Origin of the sequence: Clostridium sp. AF19-22AC, assembly GCF_003479085.1 — a bacterium.
Taxonomy (GTDB): Bacteria; Bacillota; Clostridia; order Lachnospirales; family Lachnospiraceae; genus Faecalicatena_A; species Faecalicatena_A orotica.
Map to the genome: position 1 here is coordinate 118,310 of NZ_QUGN01000014.1, position 26,509 is coordinate 144,818.

The 26,509-nt window shown below is 43.1% G+C and carries 27 protein-coding genes; 24 read left to right on the plus strand and 3 right to left on the minus strand.

Going from position 1 to position 26,509, the window contains the following annotated elements:
• Positions 1-21: 21 nt before the first annotated feature.
• The 5 genes from DWX43_RS16515 to DWX43_RS16535 all read left to right on the plus strand — a co-directional run bounded on the left by DWX43_RS16515 (position 22) and on the right by DWX43_RS16535 (position 6,494).
• The gene (locus DWX43_RS16515; protein WP_118621076.1) at positions 22-2,568 is read left to right on the plus strand and encodes an alpha-L-rhamnosidase; all 2,547 of its coding nucleotides are present in this window, start codon (positions 22-24) and stop codon (positions 2,566-2,568) included.
• Between the two features lie 13 nt (positions 2,569-2,581).
• Positions 2,582-4,051: a family 43 glycosylhydrolase gene (locus tag DWX43_RS16520; RefSeq protein WP_182440738.1), complete on the plus strand. Its 1,470-nt coding sequence runs from the start codon at positions 2,582-2,584 to the stop codon at positions 4,049-4,051.
• A 118-nt stretch (positions 4,052-4,169) separates the two neighbouring features.
• Positions 4,170-4,964, plus strand: a complete 795-nt coding sequence (locus DWX43_RS16525) for a MerR family transcriptional regulator (protein WP_118621078.1) — start codon at positions 4,170-4,172, stop codon at positions 4,962-4,964.
• Between the two features lie 2 nt (positions 4,965-4,966).
• Positions 4,967-5,773: an ABC transporter ATP-binding protein gene (locus tag DWX43_RS16530; RefSeq protein WP_118621079.1), complete on the plus strand. Its 807-nt coding sequence runs from the start codon at positions 4,967-4,969 to the stop codon at positions 5,771-5,773.
• A 4-nt stretch (positions 5,774-5,777) separates the two neighbouring features.
• Positions 5,778-6,494, plus strand: coding sequence for an ABC transporter permease (locus tag DWX43_RS16535; RefSeq protein WP_118621080.1), 717 nt, complete (start codon positions 5,778-5,780; stop codon positions 6,492-6,494).
• Between the two features lie 88 nt (positions 6,495-6,582).
• Here DWX43_RS16535 and DWX43_RS16540 read toward each other — a convergent pair whose 3' ends face one another.
• Entirely contained in the window at positions 6,583-7,212 is a 630-nt protein-coding gene (locus DWX43_RS16540; RefSeq protein WP_118621081.1) for a TetR/AcrR family transcriptional regulator, read from the minus strand.
• Positions 7,213-7,368: 156 nt separating this feature from the next.
• On the opposite strand from DWX43_RS16540, the gene DWX43_RS16545 reads away from it, so the two are divergent.
• Entirely contained in the window at positions 7,369-8,280 is a 912-nt protein-coding gene (locus DWX43_RS16545; RefSeq protein WP_118621082.1) for an ABC transporter ATP-binding protein, read from the plus strand.
• Positions 8,280-8,789 carry an ABC transporter ATP-binding protein gene (locus DWX43_RS16550; RefSeq protein ID WP_118621083.1) on the plus strand — a complete coding sequence of 170 codons (510 nt, stop codon included), beginning with the start codon at positions 8,280-8,282 and terminating at the stop codon, positions 8,787-8,789. The genes DWX43_RS16545 and DWX43_RS16550 overlap by 1 nt, the downstream gene beginning before the upstream one ends.
• A 280-nt stretch (positions 8,790-9,069) precedes the next feature.
• On the opposite strand, the gene DWX43_RS16555 is transcribed toward DWX43_RS16550, so the two are convergent.
• Entirely contained in the window at positions 9,070-9,648 is a 579-nt protein-coding gene (locus DWX43_RS16555) for an SOS response-associated peptidase (RefSeq protein ID WP_118621084.1), read from the minus strand.
• Between the two features lie 22 nt (positions 9,649-9,670).
• Positions 9,671-10,921 (minus strand): DNA polymerase IV, encoded by a 1,251-nt coding sequence (gene dinB / locus DWX43_RS16560; protein WP_118621085.1) that lies wholly within the window; start codon positions 10,919-10,921, stop codon positions 9,671-9,673.
• Positions 10,922-11,520: 599 nt separating this feature from the next.
• On the opposite strand from dinB, the gene DWX43_RS16565 reads away from it, so the two are divergent.
• The 17 genes from DWX43_RS16565 to DWX43_RS16645 form a co-directional block, all read left to right on the plus strand.
• On the plus strand, positions 11,521-11,964 hold the full coding sequence (locus tag DWX43_RS16565) for a YdeI/OmpD-associated family protein (RefSeq protein ID WP_330582274.1): 444 nt from the start codon (positions 11,521-11,523) through the stop codon (positions 11,962-11,964).
• Positions 11,965-11,981: 17 nt separating this feature from the next.
• Positions 11,982-12,566, plus strand: coding sequence for a flavodoxin family protein (locus tag DWX43_RS16570; RefSeq protein WP_118621086.1), 585 nt, complete (start codon positions 11,982-11,984; stop codon positions 12,564-12,566).
• 53 nt (positions 12,567-12,619) lie between these two features.
• Entirely contained in the window at positions 12,620-13,015 is a 396-nt protein-coding gene (locus tag DWX43_RS16575; protein ID WP_118621087.1) for a DUF1801 domain-containing protein, read from the plus strand.
• Between the two features lie 61 nt (positions 13,016-13,076).
• A complete protein-coding gene (locus tag DWX43_RS16580; protein WP_118621088.1) occupies positions 13,077-13,499 on the plus strand; it encodes a C-GCAxxG-C-C family protein in 423 nt (140 codons plus the stop codon).
• A gap of 51 nt (positions 13,500-13,550) precedes the next feature.
• A complete protein-coding gene (locus DWX43_RS16585; RefSeq protein ID WP_118621089.1) occupies positions 13,551-14,021 on the plus strand; it encodes a GNAT family N-acetyltransferase in 471 nt (156 codons plus the stop codon).
• A gap of 190 nt (positions 14,022-14,211) precedes the next feature.
• Positions 14,212-15,123 (plus strand): AraC family transcriptional regulator, encoded by a 912-nt coding sequence (locus DWX43_RS16590; protein WP_118621090.1) that lies wholly within the window; start codon positions 14,212-14,214, stop codon positions 15,121-15,123.
• Between the two features lie 73 nt (positions 15,124-15,196).
• On the plus strand, positions 15,197-15,775 hold the full coding sequence (locus DWX43_RS16595; protein ID WP_118621091.1) for an urea carboxylase-associated family protein: 579 nt from the start codon (positions 15,197-15,199) through the stop codon (positions 15,773-15,775).
• Positions 15,776-15,935: 160 nt separating this feature from the next.
• Positions 15,936-16,256 (plus strand): DUF5720 family protein, encoded by a 321-nt coding sequence (locus DWX43_RS16600; RefSeq protein WP_147356311.1) that lies wholly within the window; start codon positions 15,936-15,938, stop codon positions 16,254-16,256.
• Positions 16,257-16,404: 148 nt separating this feature from the next.
• Positions 16,405-17,322, plus strand: coding sequence for a ParM/StbA family protein (locus tag DWX43_RS16605; RefSeq protein ID WP_330582275.1), 918 nt, complete (start codon positions 16,405-16,407; stop codon positions 17,320-17,322).
• On the plus strand, positions 17,310-17,597 hold the full coding sequence (locus DWX43_RS16610) for a plasmid segregation centromere-binding protein ParR (protein ID WP_330582276.1): 288 nt from the start codon (positions 17,310-17,312) through the stop codon (positions 17,595-17,597). Before DWX43_RS16605 ends, DWX43_RS16610 begins: the two co-directional genes overlap by 13 nt.
• Positions 17,598-17,782: 185 nt before the next feature.
• Complete coding sequence (locus DWX43_RS16615; RefSeq protein ID WP_118621094.1) at positions 17,783-18,343, plus strand: hypothetical protein; 561 nt, start codon at positions 17,783-17,785, stop codon at positions 18,341-18,343.
• A gap of 153 nt (positions 18,344-18,496) precedes the next feature.
• On the plus strand, positions 18,497-19,450 hold the full coding sequence (locus DWX43_RS16620) for an amidoligase family protein (RefSeq protein WP_118621095.1): 954 nt from the start codon (positions 18,497-18,499) through the stop codon (positions 19,448-19,450).
• Positions 19,451-19,457: 7 nt separating this feature from the next.
• On the plus strand, positions 19,458-19,970 hold the full coding sequence (locus tag DWX43_RS16625) for a gamma-glutamylcyclotransferase family protein (RefSeq protein WP_330582277.1): 513 nt from the start codon (positions 19,458-19,460) through the stop codon (positions 19,968-19,970).
• A 77-nt stretch (positions 19,971-20,047) separates the two neighbouring features.
• On the plus strand, positions 20,048-24,694 hold the full coding sequence (locus tag DWX43_RS16630) for a SpaA isopeptide-forming pilin-related protein (RefSeq protein WP_118621096.1): 4,647 nt from the start codon (positions 20,048-20,050) through the stop codon (positions 24,692-24,694).
• Entirely contained in the window at positions 24,675-25,472 is a 798-nt protein-coding gene (locus DWX43_RS16635) for a class B sortase (RefSeq protein ID WP_118621097.1), read from the plus strand. Before DWX43_RS16630 ends, DWX43_RS16635 begins: the two co-directional genes overlap by 20 nt.
• Positions 25,473-25,547: 75 nt before the next feature.
• Positions 25,548-25,787, plus strand: a complete 240-nt coding sequence (locus DWX43_RS16640) for a permease of phosphate ABC transporter (RefSeq protein WP_118621098.1) — start codon at positions 25,548-25,550, stop codon at positions 25,785-25,787.
• Positions 25,788-25,881: 94 nt separating this feature from the next.
• A partial coding sequence (locus tag DWX43_RS16645) for an S-adenosylmethionine synthetase N-terminal domain-containing protein (RefSeq protein ID WP_147356312.1) occupies positions 25,882-26,509 on the plus strand: 628 nt, incomplete at its 3' end.

Genomic DNA, 26,509 nt, shown 5'->3' on the forward strand with positions numbered 1-26,509 from the left:
TGCATCAAAGAGGTAAGGGCTATGAAAATCAGAAAAATGCGGACAAATCATTTTGTGAATCCGGTCGGATATGATGTGTCTAAGCTATCGTTATCATGGGTAGCGCAAAGTAATGGAACTCGTCAGGAAGCTTCTCATGTGGAAGTTTCGGAATCTTCAGGATTTGAAACCCTGATTTCCGACAGCGGCTGGAAGATACTGGACAATTTAAATTATATTCCTTTGGATTTTGCAGGGAAGCAGCTAAAACTAAAACCATTAACAAGATACTACTGGCGCGTATCCGTAAAAGCTGATAACGGGGACGGGGCGGTAAGTGAGACTGCATATTTTGAAACTGCAAAAGAAGGTCTTCCCTGGAAAGGGAAATGGATTTGCGCCCCGTTTCCGGAACATCCTGTTTTTTCCGGAACATTTAAAGCGAAAACGGGACAAAAAGCACGGATATGCATCTGTGGTGTCGGGCTCTATGAAGTGTATTGTAACGGAAAACCGGTAAGCAATGAGGCACTGTTTCCGGGATATCACAGTTATGATTTACAACTTTTGTACCAGACATTTGAAATGGATAAACTGCTCTGCGACGGAGAAAATGAAATCACTGTAATGTTGGGAAAAGGATGGTATATGGGTCGTTTTGGCTTTGGCGGCGGTGTCGTCAATACATATGGCAGCCATATGGCATTTCTTTGTGATGTGTATCTTGACGATAGTGTGGTAATGTGCAGCGATGCTTTCTGGAAATGTAAAAAATCACCGGTAACGGACAGCAGTATTTATGACGGAGAAGTCTGGGATGCCCGGTTAGAAGAATCCGTTGAATGGATGAATGCGGAATTGTTGGAGGATACGGAAGCGAAAAAACTGTCGGAAGCGCTAACCGAACGAATCAATCCACCGGTTTCGGTTGTTGAAGTCAGAAAACCAGTGGAGATAATCAGAACACCCTGCGGGGAAACAGTATTGGATTTTGGTCAGAATCTGGCCGGCTGGTTTACTTTTACATGTGATGAAGAAGCCGGCTGCAAGATAGAGGTTGACTGTGCGGAACTAATGCAGGACGGCGAGTTTTATCGGGAAAATCTCCGAACCGCGCAGGCAAAACTGACCTATATTTCAAATGGAAAACGCAGCAGAGTAAGACCGCATTTTACATTTTTCGGATTCCGTTATCTGCGTGTCAGAGGCCTCCGGGATATAGCGGCAACGTCTTTTCAGGCGCATGTTCTATCATCGGTGTGCGAATGTACCGGGGAGTGGGAAACAAGTAATCCTCTGGTAAACCGTTTAATAGAAAACAGCCGCTGGGGACAGTTGGGCAACTTTATCGAAGTGCCCACAGACTGTCCGCAGAGGGACGAAAGAATGGGATGGACAGGAGATGCACAGATTTTCAGTGCTACGGCCTGCTATCAGTATGATTCGGCTGCATTTTATGCAAAATACATAAAAGATATGTGGCTGGAACAACAGGTGATTGGCGGAAGTGTACCATTTATCATTCCGTCACCAAAAGCAGACCTAATGCCCGGTGCATTACAGAGCAGCGGCAGCTGTGCATGGAGTGACGCGGCAGCGATTTTACCGTGGACGCTGTATCGGTTTTACGGGGACCGTTCTCTGTTAGAAGTAGAATATCAGGGAATGAAAGCATGGGTTGATTTTATCCGTACTCAGGAGACAGAAGAACATCTGTGGCAGAGCGGATTTCATTTCGCAGACTGGCTGGCGCTGGATAATCCAAATCCGGGACCGGCAGGGAAGACAGATCCGTTTTATTGTGCCAGTGCATATTATTTCTACTCGGCATCGCTCGTGGCAAAGGCTGCAAAGATACTGGGGTATGGGGAAGACTTCTCATTTTATTCTTCTTTAGCGGAAGACATCCGAAATGCATTTCAAAGAACATATTTTTCAGAAGACGGACGTTGTAAGATTGTCACGCAGACCGCATGTGCGCTTGCATTGATGTTTGAATTATGCAGAAAAAATGACAGAGAAAAAATAGCAGAACAGCTTCATAAAAAGCTGGAGAAAAACCAGATGCATCTGGATACCGGATTTGTGGGCACCGGATATTTATGCAAGGCATTGGCGGCATCAGGATACCAGAAGGATGCGGTAACATTATTGCTGCAGAAGGATATGCCTGGCTGGCTCTATCAGGTAATCATGGGAGCCACAACCATCTGGGAGCGTTGGAACAGTGTACTGCCGGACGGACAGGTCAATCCGGAAGGAATGAACAGTTTGAATCACTATGCAAATGGGGCTGTGTGCCAGTGGATTTATGAAGACTTATGTGGAATATCTCCGATAGAACCGGGATTTAAGAAAGTCTTGTTTGCACCAAAACCGGATTCCCGCCTACAGTATGTGAAGGGAAAATATGAAAGTGCGATGGGAACTTACCGCTGTGGATGGGAAATGACGGAAGGAAAATACCATTATCATTTGACGGTACCGTTTGACTGCACGGCGGAAGTTATAATTAATGGGAAGCGAATCGGGAATTTCCCGGCAGGAAGCTATAAATTTAAAGAAGAAACAGTTTCACGAGAATTGTGAGGTGAAGAAGTGCATGGAACATATAGCTATGAATCCTTATCTGCCATTGTATGAATATATCCCGGACGGAGAACCGAGAATCTTTGAGAATCGTCTTTTTGTGTATGGTTCACATGATTTTGCCGGAGGAGAAAAGGGCTTTTGCCCGGGCGACTATATGGTATGGTCAGCTCCCTTGGATGATTTAGGGGCCTGGGTGTGTGAAGGAGTGGCATTTCCCCGCAGCGAATGCCCGGACCTGGAAGAAGATGATGCAATGGCAGCGCCGGATGTAGTTCAGGGGACGGACGGACGTTATTATATGTACTGGAATACAAATGGACAGCGGGTATGCCGTGTTGCGGTCAGTGATACTCCGAGAGGTCCGTTTACATATTATGGAGAAGTGAGAAATAGAGACGGAACCCCATATGAGGATTACAAAATGTTTGACCCGGGCGTACTGACAGAAGATGGGAAGGTGTATCTGTTTACAGGCTTCTGCATACCCGGTCCGGTGCCTGAGAGATTTAAAAACAAGCCATCCCCATTCGCGGAAACAAGCCTTGGCTTTGAACTAGATAAAGATATGCTGACCATACGTTACGGTCCAGTGCCAGTGATTCCGGGAGCAAATGTCAGTGAAGGTACCGGATTTGAGGGACATGGCTTCTATGAAGCATCAAGTCCGCGAAAAATAAATGGGAAATACGTGATGGTCTATTCCGACGAAGAAAGCCATCAAATGTCATATGCGATTGCAGAAACTCCGTTGGGAGAATATCACTATATGGGAGTATTGGTAAGCAATGCAGATATTGGAATCAATGGAAACGAGTCACCGGTGATGCCATGTGGAAATGTGCACGGAGGGCTGGTGCAGTTGAAAGATGACTGGTATATTTTTTATCATCGTCAGACACATGGAATTGAGTGCTGCCGGCAGGGTTGTGCGGAAAAATTGCCAATACGCCCTGACGGGTGGTTCGGCCAGGCAGAGATTACAAGCTGTGGCTTGAATCAGGGAGCACTTCCGGCAGAAGGTACTTATAATGCATGTTATTGCTGTCATCTGACAGGCAGCCTGTTTTCGAAGGAAAAGTTAAATGTACGTGAAAACCGGAGAATGTCGGAAGGATATATTTACGAAGAATCTACAGGAATGGATATGACAAAGTCGCTGCATTATCTCGCAAATTTGAAGAAAGATACGGTAATCGGATTTAAATATTTCCAGTGGACAGCAGTGAAAATACTTTATGTAAAAATGCGCGGAGAAGGGAACGTGTCTGTGGAAGTACATCTGGATTCTACGAAGGGCGAATGTATTGGGACTACAGAGGCAGAACTTTCCTGCTTATGGGCAGATTATGAAATTAAAATCCGTCCGGTTGAAGGAGTTCACGCATTATATCTGGTGCTGCAGGCAGAAGACGTAGCCGAAGTTATGGAAATTACTTTTGTGCCGCATGAGAATATAGACTCACTGAACAATCAGAAATAAGAATATTGTAGAAAATAGCTTTCGGAAAACGAAAGCTATTTTTGTATTTAAAATTGCTAAAAAGTTCTTGCTCATGACGTAACGTCGTGATTTATAGTATAAGCAGGAGGAATAAGCTATGAACAAAAAAAAAGCCATACCTGAAAATTTTATGACAGTCGGTGAACTTGCCAAGAAAATGGGAACAACTGTACGCACCCTGCAATACTACGATCAGGAGGGCGTTCTTTCACCTACAAGCGAAAGTGAGGGCGGACGCAGGTTATATACGCACAAGGATATGATCAGACTCCACCAGATACAATCGATGAAGTCATTAGGGTTTTCTCTGGATGATATAAAAAGTAAACTGGTTTCCCTTGACACACCGGCAGATGTTGCAAATGTCCTTAATGAACAGTCACTTGCCATTCAGGAAAAAATACGGCAGTTAACAGAGGTAGCTGCTAATATTGATGCCTTAAAAACAGAAGTGCTGCAAATGCAGACCGTAGATTTCAAAAAGTATGCGGATATTATCGTCAACCTTCAAATGAATAATGAATACTACTGGCTTATCAAGCATTTTGATGACGATACATTAGATCATATATCTAACCGCTTTGATAAGGAAAGCAGTATAAAATTTATGGAGCGGTTTAATCAATTAAATGACAAAGTTTTGGAATTAAAACAGAAAAACATTTCTCCGGAAGACGAACATGTACAGGAGCTGGCACAAGAATTTTGGTCTATGGTCATGGAATTTACAAATGGGGAAATGAGTATGCTTCCTAAGCTTATAGATTTTGTAAACCTTACGGATGACAATCACGAATGGCTGGAAAAGCAAAAAAATATTAATGAATATCTGCAGCCGGCATTAGAGTTATATTTTCAAAAAGCCGGTATCAATCCGTTTGAGGGGGTATAACGATGTCTTATGCAATAGAAATCACGGATTTAAAGAAAAGTTATGGGAATACTGAGGTTTTAAAAGGGATCTCTTTCCATGTAAAACAGGGTGAAATATTTGGAATTCTGGGTATCAATGGTGCAGGCAAAACGACTACCCTTGAATGTATTGAAGGCTTCCTTAAATATACTTCTGGAACCATAAAGGTAAAAGGAAAGATCGGTATCCAATTGCAATCCGCCTCATTGCCTTCCTATATCAAAGTAAAAGAAGCAGTACAATTATTTACAAAGTGGAAAAAAGCGGATACAGATACTTCTTTATTATATGCTCTTGGAATAAACGATTTAGAAAAGAAACTTTACACAGAATTATCGACCGGGCAAAAAAGAAGACTGCATTTAGCCCTTGCCCTTATCGGAAGTCCGGATGTTTTATTCCTTGATGAACCGACTGCGGGGCTGGATGTAGAGGGAAGAATTTCTCTGCATAATGAAATCCGCAAATTAAAGGAAAAGGGTACGACGATCATTTTAGCAAGCCATGATATGTCAGAAGTAGAAAATCTATGTAACCGCATCGCAATTCTTAATGACGGGGTTATCAGTTTTTTAGGAACAACAGGCGAACTGGCATCTAAAGTCGGAAAACGGTATATGATAAAAATATTGAGTGAAGATGGCGAAAAAGAATATTCGACAGGCAGTATTGCCGATAGTTTATTAGAGATTTTAGAAGAATATAAACGGAAAAACATTACAATTCTTGATTTAAAAATAAACCGCGGCACATTAGAACAACATTTTATAGATATTGCAAAGGGGTAAATCAATGAACGCTTTATTACTAGGTATTAAACTACAGTTTAAAATGGATATTCGCAGTAAAACGCTTTTGGTGACCTGTTATCTTGTGCCGCTTTTGTTTTTTGCCGTTATGGGTGGTATTTTTACATCACTCATGCCCGAAGCAAAGAATACCCTGATACAATCCATGACAGTTATGGGTGTTTCTATGGGTGCACTGGCCGGAGTACCGCCTTCAATAGTAGAAATATATGGAACAGATATAAAGAAAATGTATTCTGCCAATGGGATACCTATGTATTTTGGCCTCGTATCATTATTCGTATCTGCTTTCATTCATATAATGGTTATGGGACTGATCATTTTTGCAGCAGCTCCAATCATATTTCACGCAAGTATACCGTCAAATCTGCCGCTGTACTTCCTGGCCCTTGCTTTGTTTATCACAGTATCATTAAGTATTGCATGCATATTGGGACTGGCAGTCAAAAGTCAGGCAAAATTGACAATGTACAGCCAGATTATATTTTTACCCTCAATCATGCTATCGGGTATTATGTTTCCGGCCGAATTCCTTCCTAAAATCCTTGAAAATATAGGAAAGCTGTTTCCGGCTACGTGGGGATATATACTATTATCACAAAATAATAGAAGTTCATCTGCAGTCATACCGTTGTTTATAATCCTGTTTACCGCAGTCATTTTAAATAGCATATTATTGAAAAAAGTACGCTCCTCCTAGTAACTGCATATATCATTATTTTAGCCCGTACAACAATAGAATTTGTACGGGCCTTTTGTAAACAGATTCCTTATATTACCGGAACAGATTATTGTGTAGACGCAGATTCAATAACCTGACCACCACCCGGCAAATCATCCGAAGCGATTGAGAACCCCAAAACTCCATTTGCAACTAGCCCCTGTGCCATCTTGAAGAATTCATCATCTGTCAGGTCATTTCCGTTTTCATACCACTTGGCCATTAACCCGGTCATTGCTGAATAAGTATATTCCATCAGGTACTCCAGATACTGGGGCTGTTCCGGCAGATTCCAGAACTGGATCAGCATGGCCCGGAAGCTTTCCCTGAACTTATTTTTGAATTGGGGATCCCCATTATGGCCAAGCAGGGTGAAAATTTTCTCCTCATGCTTCTTAAAAATCGGCATACTGATCGAATACAGCAAATCAATGTTCCGTGAATCCGTTTCAAAAGAATGACCACTTAAAAAGTTGTTCACATCCCCGCCCACTTCTTTTATCAGATCATCTTCAATCTGCTCTAAAACCGCATAGACATCTTTAAAATAGTGATAAAAAGTTCCTCTGTTATTACCGGTTATGTTTGTAATCTCGGATACTGATATTTTTTCAATCGGTTTTTCTTTATAGATTGTCCAGAATGCATCCATTAACTTTTTCCTTGTGGCCGCGGTTACTTCCGGCTGTTTTTTCATGGCACCTACTCCTCTCTGCTAAAAATTCTACATAATTTATCTTCCATCATCAAGCAACAGTGTGTTCAACATTGTTGCTTGATAAAGCAGACTGATTTATTTATAATCACATCATACAACGTATTGTTGCATAAAACAAGTAAAGGAGAGATACGGATGTCAGTTATAGAAGTCAACAAATTGACAAAAGACTACGGACACGGCAGAGGTGTGTTCGATGTATCTGCTCATGTAGATGAAGGAGAGTGCTTCGGATTTCTCGGACCGAACGGGGCGGGAAAAAGCACGACCATTAGGCATTTAATGGGGTTTTCGAAACCACAGAGCGGAAATACAACTATCAACGGAAATGACTGCTGGGATTATTCCGCAGAGCTTCAGCACGAAGTCGGGTATCTGCCCGGAGAAATTGCGCTGCCGGACGGAATGACCGGTACACAGTTTTTAGAAATGCAAAAGAAAATGAGAGGTGTCACAGATGCATCTTATTTGAATACATTACTGAAAAAGTTTGAACTCAACCCTAATATCGGATTAAAGCAGATGAGTCTGGGAACCAAGCGAAAACTTGCAGTTGTTACTGCATTTTTACACGACCCCGAAATATTAATCTTAGATGAACCAACGTCTGGGCTTGACCCTATTATGCAGGAAATCTTCATTGAATATATTCTGGAAGAAAAGAAAAGAGGGAAAACTATATTTTTATCCTCACACATTTTCCATGAAGTAGACGCTTCCTGTGACAGAATTGCAATCATCAGGGATGGAAAAATTGTTTCGGAATTTGACCCCGAAGTACTGAGAAGAGAAAGTGACAAGATTTACCGGGTTACTTTTCAGGATAAAAAGCAGTGGCAGGACTTCACCGGACATCATTATCATTTTACCTCCATAAACGAAAGAAAGCTGCGCGCCAGAATCCAGCTGAAAAAAAGTGAAATCACACCGTTCCTGGCAGATATTTCCCAATATCATGTCAGTGATTTTACAGAGTTCCCCTTTTCTCTGGAAGATTATTTTATGCAGTTTTATCATGAAGATAAAATATTCGAGGGGGTGCAGTGATGAGCGATGTTATTATAAAAACAAACGGACTGACCAAAGACTACGGCAAGGGACGCGGTATTTTTGATATAAATCTGGAGGTCCACAAAGGAGAAGTATTTGGCTTTGTCGGAACAAATGGTTCCGGAAAGACCACGACAATCCGCAATATGATGGGATTTATCCGGCCTGATTCCGGAAGTTCAACTATTGACGGCCTTGATTCATGGAAAAGTTCTGCGGATATTATGAAAAATGTCAGTTATGTCCCCGGAGAGATCGCTTTTCCCGCACTGAAAACAGGTACCGAATTTCTAAAATCACAGGCGAAATATCTCGGAGTTACAGACTTTAAATACATGAATCATATCATCGAACTGCTCCAGCTGGACCCCACTGCTAACCTGAAAAGGATGAGTAAGGGGATGAAACAGAAGACAGCCATTGTTGCCGCACTGATGGGTGAAAAGCAGATTCTTGTGCTGGATGTAAACTGGGGTAACAGTTTTGGCGGTGCATCAAGTATATAGAGTTAAAAAGAATGGAATATAGTTACGGTATACACAGTTGATAGGAAAATATGTGTATGAAGTAATGTAGAATTTAGATATCTGGTATGAGAGAATATAGTCTCATTACCAGCTTTTTTATTGTTAGATATTCACAGAATGAGTGTTTCCTGTTTGATGTATTCTGTGAATGAATAATCAAGTAGGAATGCAGCAGTGTTGTTTTGCAAACAGCAGGTTTGAACAGAACTTCATACCTACTTTTTTAGCGTAAAAGTGAGAGGGACATTTCCGTATTTAATTAGGCAGATACTTCTCGTTGTAACACCGGCATAGTGGCATGGAGATATGACAGAGCAAACTCTTCAGACATAATCCAATCTTCAGCCATTTCCTTTTTCAAAATGACAGGCATGCGGTTATGGACATCCGCAATCGAATTGTTGGCATTTGTTGTCAGAATGACAAACTTGTTTTCACCATTAAACTCATTAAATATGCCTGCCATATAGAGTGTATGATCATTGGGAAGGTTAAAACGGTACTTGGTTTTTGTACCACTCTGTGACCATTCATAAAAGCCTGTGCTGGGAACCACACATCTGCGTGTATGCAGACTCTTTTTAAACATGGGACGGCTGTCTGCAGTTTCAGAGCGGGCATTAATGATGACACCTTTTGCCCCAAACCGTGGGAATCCCCATGTGCCGAGTTCTGGTTTTATACCGTTTTCTTCCAGACATAGGATTGGTGCTGTGTTTGTAGGAAAAATTTCACCATGTTTCATATTGTTTCCAGGATATCGATTGTCAAGTGATTTGACAATACGCATAATTTCCTGATTTTCTTCTTCTGTAAATAAACTATATCTTCCGCACATTGTTATGTCCTCCTGAGATTTATTATTGGGATTGCCCTTTTAAAAATGCTTCTGGATAAATTGTATGCTCTGCAATTGGATCAAGGCGGGAAAGTTTATCATCCATGAGCATAATTCCACGTTGTATGGAGTAGTGACCATAGCGCTGCCGTATCTTATCAATGCTCCGCTCTAAATCCTCCTGTCTCTGATCTTTAGTTGCTTCTTCTAAAAAGGAAAGCTGACGGTACTCCATATACGAAAGCTTGCAGGCACGTACACCCAGACTGCGTATCGGATTTGGCGGACGGTTATCCTGGCACAATGCAAAGGCTTTTTCAAAAATCGACTGTGAGGTACAGGTGGGGATATGAAGCCTTCCCTGCCGTTCATAGGAAGTGAGCGTATTGTCCCGGATGCTGATCTGGACGCTGCGGCAATAAAAATTCTCTTTACGCATGCGCTCCGCCACGCTCTCGGACAGTATATATAAAATGATTTTTATGTCTGTATCAGTAACCAGATCACGGGGCGTTGTGGTGCTGTTGCCTATGGTTTTAATGATCCTGTGGGAATAGGTATGTGAGACAGGAGAACGGTCAAGGCCATTGGCAAATGCCCATAGCATCAATCCGTTTTTCCCAAGCAGCCTCTCTAAAAACATAGGGTCTGTACGTGCTAAATCACCAATGGAACGGATGCCATGTTTTAATAATTTTGCATAAGTTGCTTTCCCGACATAAAGCAGCATGTCGGCTGGCAGACCCCAGATTTTTTCTTTAAAGTCCTGCCCGATCACGGTTGTGGCATCCGGTTTTTTCATGTCGCTGCCCAGTTTTGCGAAAATCTTATTATAGGAGACTCCGATACTTGCAGTAATACCAAGTTCCTGTTTGATCCGGGTACGGATTTCGTCAGCGATAACCTTTCCATTTCCGAAGAGACCAGTGGATTCACTCACATCCAGCCAGCATTCATCCAGGCCAAAAGATTCTACCCTGTCTGTGTATTCTTCATAGATTTGACTGGCAGCCTGGGAAAATTCAATATACCTGTCATATCTTGGCGGCGTAAATATAATTTCAGGGCATTTTTGTCTGGCCATCCATAGGGGTTCACCGGTTGTAATCCCATATCTTTTCGCCTCATAATTCTTTGCTAGGACAATCCCATGACGTGCATCTGGATCACCGGTAACTGCCATAGGTTTTCCACGGAGGCTGGGATTGTCTAGAGATTCAACAGAGGCGTAGAAATTATTCATATCGGAATGAAGGATTACTGACTGCTGCATATTAATCTGTCGCTCCCCACGTTTTTATAAGAGTATTATTTGATATATACCGGATTTTTATGTAGCAGAATGTAAAGGAAGCGGGCACTATGACAATTAAATCTGTGTTTGAAGTTTTAGTAAAAGTATTTTTAGAAAACAGTATTAAAGCATCTTCATAAATATTCAATACAGTTCTTTAATTAAATATGATATAATTTACCCAATCAAAACAGCAGGATAGAAAAGTACCCGGGATTAACGGTGGGAGACGAGAAATGTCTATAAAAAAGTCAATAGTAATAATGGAAGAATTCTTCTATGTAGAATACATAAAGGTGGCTTGATTGTAATGCTCAATATTGGCAAAAACGTTATGGGGCAATCATCAGGTTACGCAAGCACCGCTTTTGGTGAGCAAGGCAAATGATAGAGAGGGATATATCATTAGCGAAACAATGAAATTTACATATAGAGAAGAATTTCGGGAATGGCTTTGTAAGCATTGCCAGTCAAAGGATGGTATTTGGCTTTTGTTCAGTAAGGCAGGTGGACCAAAAACTATAAAAGTGGGGGAGGCCCTGGAAGAAGCTCTCTGTTTTGGTTGGATTGACGGATAGATGGAAAAGATTGATGATAAAACTTATAAGAAATATTTTTCTCTGCGGAGAAAGAATAGCAAATGGTCAGAGAAGAATAAGGCATTAGTAAAAAACCTTGAGGAACGGGGACTTATGACTGATTTTGGCAGGAAGAAGATAGATGAGGCCAAGAAGAATGGTCAATGGGACGCTTCAAATCCTCTTTCAATCATTACAGAGGAACAGATTACCTGCCTGTCTGCACTGTTGGAAAGGTACGAACCTGTTTACACAAATTTTCAAGCGATGACTTCATCTATAAAGAAAATTTATACACGGGCATACCTTGATGCAAAGACAGACGCTGGACGTGAAAAGCGGATTGTTTGGATGGTGGACAGACTCAAGAAAAATTTAAAACCAATGGAAGAAATTTATAAAAGAATCACTATGGAAGAATTAGAATCTATTATGAAAATTTAAAATTACGGAGGTATACGATGAATAAAATATTAGTAGTTATTGGTGGTGGACGTCCAAACGGAAATACAAATCAATTAGTGGATGCATTTATTAAAGGGGCTGTTGAGGTTGGTCATGAAGTAGAAAAAGTGTCTTTGAATAAGGTCGAAGTTAAAGGGTGTATTGGATGTAATGCCTGTCGTTATGGCAAACCATGCATACAAAAAGATGCGTTTAACGATTTGATACCTAAAATTACGTCTGCAGACTGTATTGTATTTGCTTCTCCCCTTCTTTTTTGGACGATTTCTTCAAAGTTAAAAGCATTTATTGAACGTTTTTATTGTATTGCGGAAGAAGATGACGCCCCACCGTATGGGCGATATGAGAAATACCCGATAAAAGATGCAGCATTACTAATGACATCGGCTGACAACTTCTTTTGGACTTACGAACAAGCAGTATCTTACTACAAATTCGCAATCATAAATTATATTGGTTTCAATGATAAAGGTATGGTATTGGCTGGTGGTTGTGGAGATACAAACGGAAAACCGCAGATAGACAAAACAGAGCATTTAATAAAAGCTTATGAGTTTGGAAAATCTATCTACAAAGAATGATGTAAATCCCAGCTTGTGGCAGGGAAAATTAGAAGTTGAGGAGGAAATAAAATATGTGGATATGCCCCAAATGTGGAAGAGAGTTTAAAAGAACAAATCAGGGACATTATTGCGGGAAAACACCTGAAACAGTATTCGAATATATAGATTCGCAACCATTAGAGACACATTCCCATTTAACAGAAATGATGATTGCACTACAAAATAGTGTTCCATGTATAAATGAACGTATACTATGGAGTATGCCGTATTATGAAAAAGAAGGAAAATCTATCTCTTTTTCTGCTTGCAAAGAGCATATTAGTTTTTATGTAGGAGTTGAAGCCATCGGAGAATTTGCATCCGAGTTAAATGAATTTGTCACAAAGAAAAATGCAATCTATTTTCCATATAATAAAGCATTGCCAACAAAACTGATTACAAATATTGTAAAGTGGTGTTTAAGCTGATTTGACAGTTTTCAGTTTAGCAAAGAAGAAGCATTAATATTTAAGTGAGGTGACGTGTAAAATGAATATAAAAGAGAAAGTACATGAGCTATATTGGAATAATGATATAAATTGCGCAAGAACTATCTTAATTTGCTTGGGAAAACTCTTTAATATTGAATATAATGCACAAACACTCCTATCAGCCATTGGTTTACATGGTGCAGGAGGATTCAGAGCACAATGTGGGTTGGTTGAGGGTGGCTTAATGTTTATAGGGATTTATTATAGTCAGCTTGGAAAAAATGAGGAAACGATTGTGTCTGTTTGCTACAATTTTGCAGAAGCGTTTACGCAACGGTTTGGTTCGTTAAGCTGTTACCATTTGCGCCCTAATGGTTTTACAGATAACGACCCACCGCATATGTGCGAAAACCTTACGTGTGAAGCAGTATCTTTTGCATACGATTTTATAAAAAATCAGGAAGCTACCGAAACTTTGTAATAAAGGCGTACAACAGAGTAAGACAAGATGTGAAAGATTGTGAAGGAAGATATGATACAACTTAGAAAAATGGAACAGACGGATTTGCCCGTTTTCAAGAAATGGCTGTATACGCCGCACGTTGCCAGGTGGTACCACGATCCACTGGATTGGATCAATGAAGTTGAGGAGCAGGACGGCGAGTTTTGCTGGATTCACCACTTTATTGTGGAGCATGAAGGTCAGCCCATCGGTTTTTGCCAGTATTACGCCTGCAAAGACAGCGGTGAGTTCTGGGGAGGCTACACAGCGTTGGGTGGGTCTTACAGCATTGACTATATGATTGGGGAACTCGACTGCCTCCGTAATGGCTTGGGTAAAATGATTGTGGCGGACTTAACAGACAGGATTGCCTTCCACCCTGACGCAAAAAGAATTGTGGTACAGCCGGAGCAGGAAAACAAGGCATCCTGCGGCCTGCTACTGTCCTGCGGCTTTGTGCTTGACACGGAAAAAGAGATCTATGTAAAACTTTTGCCTTAAACGGTACGCAAGGGCCAATTGTTCGATAAATCGAAATTAGTATGGAAAGACAATTATGCAAAAAAAGAAGTGGTTGTAGATTATTTATGTTAGCTTTGGTGAGTAAGCTGAACAAATTCATAAAGGGCAGAGCAGGTCAAGCGAAGATGCTTCTTCTCGTGATATGATGTCCATAAAGGAGGTGCATATCATGTACGCATGGGAAGCAATACAAAAAACGCTGGATTATATTGAAACAAATATCAGCGAAGAATTTGAAATTGAGTGGCTTGCGAACGAAGCCGCGCTGTCACTATTTTATTATCAGAGACTCTTTTCCCGCCTTGTCAGGAAGCCTGTGCGGGAATACATCAAGCTGCGCCGCTTGGCTCGCGCCTGTCAGTCGCTTGAAAGTAAGAAGAGCCGCATTTTAGACATCGCTTTGGACTGTGGCTTCAAAAACCATGAGACCTTTACCAGAGCTTTCAAGGAAGCCTACGGCATGACACCGGAATCGTATCGGGAGCATCCGGTGATGCTTAACCAGTTTGATAAGCCCGATTTGCTGCTCCACTACGTTATGATTGATGAAGGCGTCCCCCTCATCAGTGATGGTCTTGTATTGGAGTTTAACCGCAAAACACTGGAACAACCAGTCTTGTTTATGGGTGTGACAGGAATCATCCCCATTGACGGACAAATACCGCTTGGTGAAGCGACCGGCGTAGACATGCCCGGAGAGGTCTGGCAAAGATTACACCGTGAAAAACACGGTATCCCACGGGTAAATGGTGGACGTGAGATTGGTGTTGCCTATCTGGGAGATGTGCCGGAGGGATACTTCACTTATTTTGCCGGGTCAGAAGTAGAACAGGGTGCGGAGGCCAGCCATTTTGTTAAATGGGAGCTTCCTGCGAGAGAGTATATTGTCTGTGGGTTTGAAGCAGAAAATTTTGAGCAGCTTGTAACGGTGGCAATCAATAAAGCTGTTAAGTACTGCAGACTGTGGCTTGAAAAGCACGGCTTATCTATGGATGAATACTCTCCTGAAATGTATTACAACAGCTTGCCGGATGCTGTCTACATGGAGCTATGGATGCCCGTATCTGAATCTGCTGGTTAATTTTACAAATCAAAGGTAAACTTAATAGGCATTATCTGAAGTTGATGAATTAGAATTTATGGAGGCGAGAATAATGAGCAAAGAGTATATAATACCAGCGTGTTCGGGAATAAAAATTGATGTTCAGCAAGGACAAAATATTACAGTGGTTGACATTGAGGGCGGTCAAGTGGTTGACTTTTTTGCAGAAGTGACAGATAAACCGGATGAATTTCTTTCAACTGGAGTAACGATTGACTGTAATGAATCTTTAAAATTAAAAATTGGGGACACTATTTATACAAACTTATATACTCCTATGATGGAAGTTCTTTCTGATGATGTTGGCGAACATGATTTATTACACCCATGTTGCCGACCAGAAATGTATGATTATTTCTACCATAATGGTAAAGGACATCGAAACTGTTTCGATAATATCAATAATGCCCTTAAAGAACAACGGCCAATTATTACACCTGTCAATCTGTTTATGCATACGAAAATCAATACTAACGGAAATATCTCAGTAGAAAAGCCTATTTCTGAAGCGGGAGATCAAATCATATTAAAAGCATTGTTGAATATCACATTGGGAATTGCCGCTTGCAGTGTTTCTGAAAGCCAATGCAATAGTGGCAAATGTTCATCTATTAAAGTAATCATTGACTAATGTAAATTTCAGCTTGACGAATTATTTTAAATACACACGTTCTTGGAAAAAGGCAGTTTTAGTGGTTAAAGTGTACTTAACAGAGCGTAATAAGTAGAGAAACAGGCAGGCACTTGGTTAGAAAAACCAAGTGTGATGCCTGTTTTTTGTTGGAGAGGAGGTGACAAATCTGAAGAAGATGGAGATTAGTGTATACGAATTGCTGGCGGCCGCCAGAGAAGCACAGGGAGTGAACTATGTGAAAGGGGATAAAATATTCTGTCAAAAACGTCTCCGGGAAGACACAGCCCATTTGGTCGAGTTTCTAATTATAGAGGATCAGTCTGCTCTGGGAAGAAAAGGTGAATACCATAGACGGTTCTTAACAGAGGAGGAATACCAAAACATGTTGATGCTGAATAAACATGGAAGTATTCAAATCAAGAAACATGCAGAGAGATGTGGGGAGTTTCTCAACTATTTACCCGTTCCAGGCTCATAATGCATCGAACCAGCACTTACAAGACCCTACCAACTGGGGAAAAAGAAAGAGGCCTCCCCCAACACGAAATTTACTAAAAGGCAATAGGAGCTGGGGAGTGATTTGAGAGGAGGGGAAAATTCTTCCAAACCTAAAAGACAGAAAGGATGTGATAACAATTATTATTGGAATAGATCATGGATATTATGCTATGAAGAGCTCCCACGTGTGTTTCCCAACAGGACTTACCGCTTATGATTATGAGCCGTATACGATGCAGAATGTCTTGCAGTTTCAGGGAACATATTATGTCTGTGGTACGGGACGGCAGACGCTAATGAAAGATAAAACAGCCAATGACAATTATTACCTGCTGACTATGGCAGCAATCGCAAAGGAGATCCGGTACCGGAAAGCAGAAAAGAAGACCAGAGTTGTCCTCGCAGCCGGTCTTCCGCTTGCCGGCTTCGGCAGGGAGAAACAGCCGTTCCGGGAGTATCTGTTCCGCAAAGAACAGCCACTGTGTTTCCGTTATGAAAATGAAGGCTATGAAATTCAGATTGAAGATATAAAACTGTTCCCCCAGGGATATTCTGCCCTGGCACTGCATCCGGAATTTATAAATGGAGAGCCTTCTGTGCTTTTGATCGATGTAGGGGGATGGACGGTGGATCTGATGCGGCTGGATAACGCTGTTCCCAATGCGGGCACATGCCGCAGCCTGGAACTGGGTGTCATACGGTGTATTGACGAGATCATGGAGCAGGTACGAAGACGGACAGGACTGTCTGTAACGGATGTTCAGATTGAGCGTGTCCTGGGAGGGAACCCCTGCAGCATGGAGAAGGAAGCAAAAGAAATCATCCTGCGCTATGGCAGGCTGTATACGGAACGGATCCTGTCTTCCGTGATGGAGGCGGGATTTGACTTAAAAGCAATTCCCTCCGTATTCATGGGCGGAGGTTCAGCCATCATAAAACGCTACGTGACACCGCAGGATGGCCTGTGTCGGCAGATTTTCCTGACAGACGTCCATGCCAACGCATCCGGGTATGAACGCATTGTAGGGCAGATGTGGGCGAAGTGAAACGCCCCGTTTTTTCCTTTCGCCCCAACATGGATATCGCGGAGCACAGACAGGCGTGGGAGCTCCTGTCGCATGTTCCGGAGGGGCAGAAAAACCAGTATCTGGTCCAGGCTATTCTAAGAGTACAGGAGAGGGGATATCTGGAGAAGGTGATCCGGAAAACTGTTCGGGAAGAACTGAAAAGCGGCGGAATGACATGTCCTGAAGTTCCGGTGGCAGATACAATCCCGGACCAGATGTTGGATTTTTTATCAAAATTGGATGACAGTATTTAAAGGAGGTGGTGCCGATTGAGGGGATAATTGCGTTTTATTTGGCAGACTCAGTCCCATATAGATACATTATTGCATATGCTTGGTTTCCGGAGCTTTCAATGGCTGATCTTTGTTGGGTATTGTGAATAGCTTTCCATGCATCTTTGGAGTATGTTGTGTATAACAAAACGAAAGGAGAGACGCATATGCCAGAGATGAAAAACATATGTGGAAAAATCCCGCTGGACCTGCATGAAAAGGTCAGGCAGGAGATTGAAGAGACAGAGAGCAGCACACAGAAATTTATACTTCAGGTCATTGAAGAACACTTCAGCAAAGGAGAGATGAGGATGAGCATGGATATGAGAACAGTAGCAGTACAGGTAAGTGAGGAACTTTTTGTAAGACTGAAAACAGTCATAATGAAAAAAGGCTGTAAACAAAAAGATTTCCTGCTTGCCATTATCCAACAGGCGATTGAAGCCGAAGAAGCAAAATATAGGCAGGAAGAAGAGACAGAGCAAGAGGGCGGAGAAATGCCGGTAGAAACAGCGGAAAGCCCGGCAGAGCCGGAAGAAGGGGATGTCAGAGAACAAGAAAATGGCGATTTAGAGGCTGAGGAACCAGAACAAGAAGAATCAGAAGCTGAGGAGCCAGAACCAATAAGAACAAATGATGAGGAAACAGAACTGGATGAACAGCCAGAGGAGTCAGCAGAAGTAGAGGTAAGTGAAGAAATACAGGCAGACTTCGAGGATGCAATTTAACGAACAAATAGATAAAAGGGTAGAAACGGTGTGGAGGAATCCATGCCGTTTCTTTTGTCAGTCCATAATATGAAGGAGGTCGGTATATGCAATCATAAGATTTTTTGATTTGTTTTGCGGCATTAGAGGCTACAGGAAAGGTAGTGACAGCCTATCGATTTAAAAGAACAATATTTTGGTACAGAGATTGAGATGACTGGACTTACCAGAGAGCAGGCAGCCAGATCAGTAGCAGAGATGTTCGGTACGACACCATATTATATCGGTACTTATTATAAAACCTGGGGTGCCAAGGATCCAGAAGGAAAGGAATGGAGATTCACCTATGACAGCAGTATTCACGCCCGAAGGAGAGAAGGCAGCCACTATACTTATGCGGGGGATGATTATAAAACGGAAATGGTCAGCCCAAAGCTGGAATACTCTGAAATGGCAAAGCTGCAGAGTGTTGTGAGATGTCTGCGGAATCATGGAGGGAGGGTGAACTCATCCTGTGGGATGCATGTTCATGTGGATGCGTCGAACCACACCCCGAGGAGCCTCAAGAATGCCCTGACTATCATGTATGCAAAAGAGGATATTCTCTTCAAGGCATTGAAAGTTAACCCCACTAGAGTGGATCAGTGGTGCAAAAAAGTACGGGAAAATGTGCTGGCCGATATCCGCAGGATGCCGTCAAACAACATGTCTATGGAGAAGTTCCGGCAGCTCTGGTATGAAGAGCAGAGAAATGGAGGCTATTCCCACAGCCACTACGACCAGACAAGATATTATGCCCTGAACCTCCATGCGGTATTTGACAAAGGAACAGTGGAGTGGAGGTGTTTTAACAGCACGTTTCATGCTGGGAAGGTGAGGGCAAACATTACGCTTGCCCTTGCCATTTCTGCACAGGCTATCAACCAGAAATGTGCCCACATGAGAAAAACCGAAATTACGGAGAATCCTTGTTTTACCTTCCGGACCTTCCTGCTTCGTCTGGGACTGATCGGACCGGAGTATAAGAATGTCCGGGAACATTTGCTTGCAAATTTGGAGGGCGACAGGGCATGGCGGTATGATAAAAACAATTATACGTGTTTGAGAAAAAATGAAGAGACACGGTAGGAGGTGTTTGAATATAGAAGAGAGATATTATTTTGCCTATGGCAGCAACATGAATTTAGAACAGATGGACTTCCGATGTCCGGATGCCTCAGTTGTTGAGAATGTCCGTCTGGAAGGCTACCGTCTGGCATTTTGTGGAGATAATCCGGGAAATGGAGTAGCAACCATCCTTCCGGAGGAGGGAAGCCACGTAGACGGTGTACTTTGGCGGATCACTCCACGCTGTGAAAAGAGCCTGGATCGTTATGAAGGGTACCCACACCTGTATGGAAAAGAGACGGTCTGTGTTCGTAATACAGGGAGTATGCAACAAAATGTTACAGTTTATGTCATGAATGCCCCTTATAAGGACTGCCCGGCAAAACCATCAGATTTTTATTTGAAAGGGATCCTGGAAGGATGCAGGCAGAACCAACTGCCAGTGGAACCTGTCATGGAGGCCGTGAAACGCGCGAAAAAGGATCTGGGACAACAAAAAAGGAATAGCAGGAGCCGTACCGAAAATGGACGGAGCAGATAAACCGCAGGGAACAGGCATTCCTGCGGTTTTGCAATATAAAAAAGGCACCTGCGTCAGCGGGTGGAAAGGAGCATGATATGAAGATCAGGAAAATGAAAACGAGGGCAGTGGCATTGGGACTTGCCCTGCTGATGGGGATGAGTACACTGGGAAGTGCTGTGACCTATGCAGCCGAAACCAGTGAAACATCCGAAACTGCCGGTGAGCCAGCAGCGGCCGAATTGGCAGATACACAACCGGCAGAAGAAACAGTTACGGTTGTGGCAGAAGATATCACAAAGGATGTGTCGGATGACACATTTCTGGTGGAAAGCTGCATGGATGGGATTACTTATGATTCCAGTCAGGAGGAAGTGACACTTGCAGAGATTGAAGCAGAGGATGGCAGTGCATACCATCCGGACCAGGCAGGAACTTATATAGCCAAATACATGGTAGTTCCCAAAGACAAAAGGGATCCTTATTTTGTTACCCGTAAGATTATTCTGACTGATACAGAAGGGCAGGCCCATATAGAAGATAATGGCGGCAGGAAACAGAAAGAGGACACCAAGTCTGAGGAAGACTCGGAGGAGGATGCTGACTCACAGCCGGAGATTCAGGTGATCAGTACCGATGAAGAAGATACAGGAGAAGCACTTCAACAGCTGGAGGAGGATATTGCATCCGGGAATGTCCTGGTATTTTCAGGTGCAGATAATCGCTTTTCCGCTAGGGCAGGCGTTACCCTGGAAAAGGGAGAAACCATTTACTATCCAAGTTATATTGGCGATTATCTGACCTGCTGGTTTCGAGTAAACGGGAAGCTTGCATATTGTCTGGAATCCCATAAATCAAGCCCTCCAACAGGGGATTATGTGGCACAGGTGCTGGATTCCAATAAGGCACTGCAGAAAGTTCTCTATTATGGATATGGTGGTGCAGGTGATGTGACAGGCAGCTATTTATCCGGAAAAAGTGCGGAGGAAAAATATGTTTATACCCATATCGCTGCCAGTTATTCTTATGCAGGAGAAGCAGCATTCACAGGATGTGACTATAATGATCTGGTCAATGCAGGGGTGATCGCTTATATTGATTACCTGACCGGGTTGGAAGAGCCGCCAAAGGGAGAGCTGTCCTTGTCGAAGACAAGGGTAGAGGCTGTCCGCAGCGGTGATATCCAGAAAACGCCAAATATCAAACTGAACGGTGACCACAGGAATTATATATCCATTAACATTCCAAAAAATGTGACAGGATATAATAAAACGAAAGAAACCTCAGCGTCCAATGGAAAACTGAAAGTTTATGGAGGCGACACCTTTTATCTGGAAGCCAAAATGACGGTAACGGGAAAGTATTCTTCTGGAAACTTGAAGGGTTCTGTAGGGGAGACCTGGAGAACATTGGTTCTTACAACCGGAGAAGCAAATCAGGATATTGGTGTCTTTGAATCGGAAAGTGCACAGCCAGTAAGCTTCCAAGTAGATTGGCTGGAAATGGCCAGGATTGAACTGGAAAAGAAGGATAAGGAAACACAAAATGTATTAGCGGGGGCTATATACGGAATCTATACGGATCCTGTGTGCCAGAACCTGCTCATGAAGATGCCGGCTACCGGTACGGATGGAAAGGCAGTCAGCAACTATTTCGATGCAAATTTAAAAACTGTGTATGTAAAAGAAATCACCGCACCTGCCAATTATGCCATCAATACGACGATATATCCGGTTCAAGTATCGACAGAAAAGGCAGTGAAGGTAGAGGCAGTAGATTCACCGGTCAAGGGGAAAATCACTTTAAGGAAAGTGGATGTGGAAACACAGGAATTTCTCTCACAGGGGGACGCAAAGCTTGTAGGGGCAGTCTATGGACTGTATGCCAAGGCGGATATCCCAAAGCCAGATGGAACAGGCATTCTGTACAAGAAGGGCAGCCTGATCCAACAAAAGATCATTGGAGAAAGTGGGGAGACCGTATTTGAGGATGTAAATTTGGGAAGCATGTTCATAAAAGAGATCTCTGCACCGGATGGTTATCAATTGGATACCACGGAGTATGATGCCACGCTGACCTATGATGGACAGGAGAAGCCCCTTTTGGCAAAGGCAGTTACAGGAAAAGAGGATGTGATGAAGCAGGCATTCCAGATTATTAAAGTATCAGAAGATGGAAGCCAGACTGAGACAGATTTGGTAAAGGGCGCTGAATTTACAGTCTATCTGATCAGTGAACTGTCTAAAGTAAAAAATGGAAGCCTGAAACCGTCTAATGGGTCAAGCTATACAGCGGGAGATTTTACAGCCTATGATTTTACCGGGGAAAAGCCAGCAGTAACTTATGAAAATGGTAAGGCAGTCGATGTTCCTGTTTTAGTGACCGATGCCAAAGGATATGCGAAAAGTGTGGAGCTGCCATATGGCTCTTACGTCTGTGTAGAAACAAAGACACCGGCGAATCTAAAACAGGTCAATCCCTTTGTTGTTACAGTCGACCGTGACAGCCGCGAGCCGCAGCAGTGGCGTATCTTTGATGACCGTCCGTTTGATTTTTTGCTAAAGATCATCAAGAAGGACGCACAGACAAACCAGACGGTTCTGAATAATTCCGCCACTTATAAAATTTTTGATTGTGAGAAGGAGGAATATATAGAGCAGATTATCAACTATCCGGAAAAGAAGAAAATCTCAGAATTTTCCACCAACAGCGAAGGATATCTTGTCCTGCCGCAGGCATTGAAAGCGGGACATTTCCGGATTGAAGAGATCTCTGCGCCGGATTTTTATGTAAGGCATGGATATGAGCAGATGTTAAAAGATGGTGAAGCGGCCATATCGCCACTCGATATCACAGATAAGGGTGTCTATCAAAAGAACTCAAAGGAAGGGATTGAGTTGGTCATCAATGCCAATACCCCGCACCAGATTGATCCGGACACCGGTGCCTATCTCGTAGAAGCTACCCAGTATAACGATGAGCAGGTAGGAAGCCTGATGCTTAAAAAGGTCGGGGAAAAGCTCACTGAGGTGAAAGGGGAATCCATTCTTGAAAAGGTGGCAGGATTTTTCTCTGACCTGAAAGATGCAGTCACCGGGGCAGAAACCGATAGCACAGGGATCCGGCAGGAGTTTGTCTACAAAGAAGCCAGCGTGGAAGGTGCAGTCTTTGAATTGTATGCAAAAGATACGATTTATTCCCCGGATGGTTCCGTAGATGAAAATGGAGACCCCATCATCCGTTACCAGAAAGATGATCTGGTGGCAACCCTGATAACGGATTCCAATGGGATCAGTGTAGTTAACAACCTGCCATTGGGCAGTTTTTATTTGAGAGAGACCAAAGCAGGAGATTCTTTTGTTCTGAATACAGAGCAGAAAGAATTTACACTGTCTGCGGAAAATGATATGGCTGCAGTTGTTTATGAAACTGTGGATTACAAAAACGAACGACAGAAGGTGGAGCTTTCCATCCAGAAAAAAGACAGTGTATCCGGTAAGCCTCTGGAGGGTGTTGTTTTCGAATTATATGCAGGAGAAGATATCCTGTCTGCACAGGGAGAGGTACTGGTTCCAAAGGATACCCTGATTGAAACGAAAGCCACCGCAGAGGACGGGGCAGTTACTTTTGACAGCCAGCTGTGTCACGGAAAATATTATGTGAAGGAGCAGCATGTGCCCGGATATCTGCCTAATGAGGAGATTTGGGAATTTGAAGCTGTTTATGAAAATCAGGATGACAGTATCATCAGCCTCACAAAAGAAGTGGAGAACCAGCCCACAGAGACGCATTTCACTAAGACAGACCTGACTACCGGGGAAGAAGTGGAGAGAGCCACCTTACAGATTCTTGACAGTGAAAGGAATGTCGTGGAAGAGTGGACCAGCACAAAAGAGATGCATGTGGTCTTTGGTCTTCCCGCAGGTGATTATATTCTGCATGAAGAGCTGCCTCCCCTTGCAGATGGATATGTTTCTGCAACAGATGTGGAATTTACCGTGTTGGAAGACGGAAGTATTCCAGAGGTAGAGATGAAGGATGAATACTCTAAAGTGGAGATATCCAAAACGGATCTTACAACCGGGAAAGAACTGGAAGGGGCAAAGCTGCAGGTTCTTGATAAAGATGGTAATATTCTGGAAGAGTGGGTAACCGATGGGAAACCACATAAGATAGAAAAGCTTCCGGTGGGCGTAGAACTGACCCTGCGTGAAATCACAGCTCCTGATGGTTATGTAACTGCGGAGGACGTAAAATTTACTCTGGAAGATACCAGAGAGATGCAGAAGGTAGAAATGAAGGATGAATGCTCCAAAGTGGAGATATCCAAAACGGACCTCACAACCGGGAAAGAGCTGGAAGGGGCAAAGCTGCAGATTCTTGATAAGGGCGGAAAGGTTCTAGAAGAGTGGGTGACTGATGGGAAACCACATAAGATAGAAAAGCTTCCGGTAGGCGTAGAGCTGACCCTGCGTGAAATCACAGCGCCGGATGGTTATGAAATAGCGGAAGATGTGAAATTTACACTGGAGGACATTGCAAAAGTACAGAAAGTGGAGATGAAGGATAAAAAGAAGCCGGAAACCCCGGCTGCCTCTGTTCCCAAGACGGGAGAGAATCCCTGGAAACCGATTGCTCTGGTGATAATCTGCGCGTTGTCTGCTGCAGCGCTGGCCGTGATCAGAATACGGAAAAGGAAACATCAGGAAGATGTGATACAGGCAGATGAAAAGAAAGAGAAATAGTTGTTTCCTGCAGGCAGTGTTGATTCTTATCTGCATTGTTAGCGCAGGAGTCCTTCTAAAGGAAATGGTCATAGAGCCGGAACAAAACCGGCAGACGGCAGAACAGCTCAAGGAGGAATTCCCGGAGGAACCATCTCCGGGAGACACTCCCGTCCAAAAGAACCCGAAACAGGCTGGGGAAAAGGGTACAGTTCCAGCCGTTGACCTCATGGCAATGCAGGCACAGTACCCGGATATTCAGGGATGGCTCACGATTCCCGGAACTGGCATTGACTACCCTGTTCTCCAAAGGGGGGAGGAGAATCAGGAATACTATCTGAAACGCAATTACAAGGGAGAATGGGATGGAAACGGAAGTCTGTTTTTGCAGTGGAACTGTGCTGTGCCGGAGGGGCAGAACCTAATCATCTACGGTCACAATATGAATTCCGGTGCTATGTTTGGAACGCTGGGTAAATTCACTTCCCGGGATTACTGGAGAAAGCACAAACGTATCTTTTTCCAGACCCTGTCTGGAATCTCGGAATATGAGATTGTGTCTGTAATGAAAGCAGACCTGTCCATGTTTCCGTTTCAGAAGGCAGCGTTTGATGCAGAAACTGGGGTAAGGGAATATGTCAGGCAGGCCAAAAGCCTTGGACTGTTCGAGACAGAGGATACTGGAGACGTTTCGGAACATGCACTGACGCTTGTCACCTGCTCTTATGAGTGGAATAATGCCAGAACTGTAATTGTGGCAGTGAGGAAAGACGAATCTAGCAACAAGAATATCTCTTGAAAATGTAATGATTCTTATCCGTTTTTGTGATAATATAAAAGAAGAAAACTTACAGAAAATAGGAGGTATCCGGTCATGAAAAAAATATTTGAATGTGCGAACCAATATGTAAAAGACAGCGATTGGAAGGACCTGGCATTGCTCAAGTTTTGTTTATGTGCGATGGGGATTATGATAGGTCTGCTCATACCGAAGGAAAAAAGGAAATATCCATTTCTTGTGGCCGGTGTTATATTTGTAGCCACATACATTCCGCTGATGGTGAAATTTGTTAAGATAGCAGCCAAAACATTTTGTCCTGAGAAAAACAGCTGACAGGAAAATAGAATAGAAACGATTTTAGGTGCAGGATGTACTCCGTAAAGAGAGTACATCCTGCTATTTTTTTACAGAAAGAAGGGGTATGTTAATGAAACGATTTTATACAGCAGAAGCCGTAACAGATGGGCATCCGGATAAACTGTGCGATATCATCGCAGACAGCATTCTGGATGCCTGTCTGAGGGAGGATAAAAATTCCCATGTAGCATGTGAGGTACTTGCCACACAGGGTAATATCCTTGTGGCGGGGGAAATCACAAGCCAATGTGAACCCGATGTGTTTGGTATTGTCCGCAAGGTTCTGGGGGATATAGGATATTCCGCAGATGGTATCCATTTGGATGCATTAGTACACAGGCAGAGTCCAGACATTGCCAAGGCAGTATCCTGTTCCGTGGAAAAGAGGAAGAGCCTTCCGGACAGCGCATCGGAATGGGAGAACGGAGCCGGGGATCAGGGCGTGATGATTGGATATGCCTGTGATGAGACTCCCCAGATGATGCCTATGCCCGTGGTTCTGGCAAACCGGATTGTCCGGGAATTGTCTGCTTGTAGGAAAAGCTCCTACATAACGGGAATCCTGCCGGATGGCAAAGCGCAGGTGACCGTGGAATATGAAGACGGCAGGCCTATCCGTGTGGAGTCTGTTGTGGTGTCCTGCCAGCATGAGGAAGAAAAAAGATTGAAAATGAAAAGTAGAGGTTATCCATTACCTT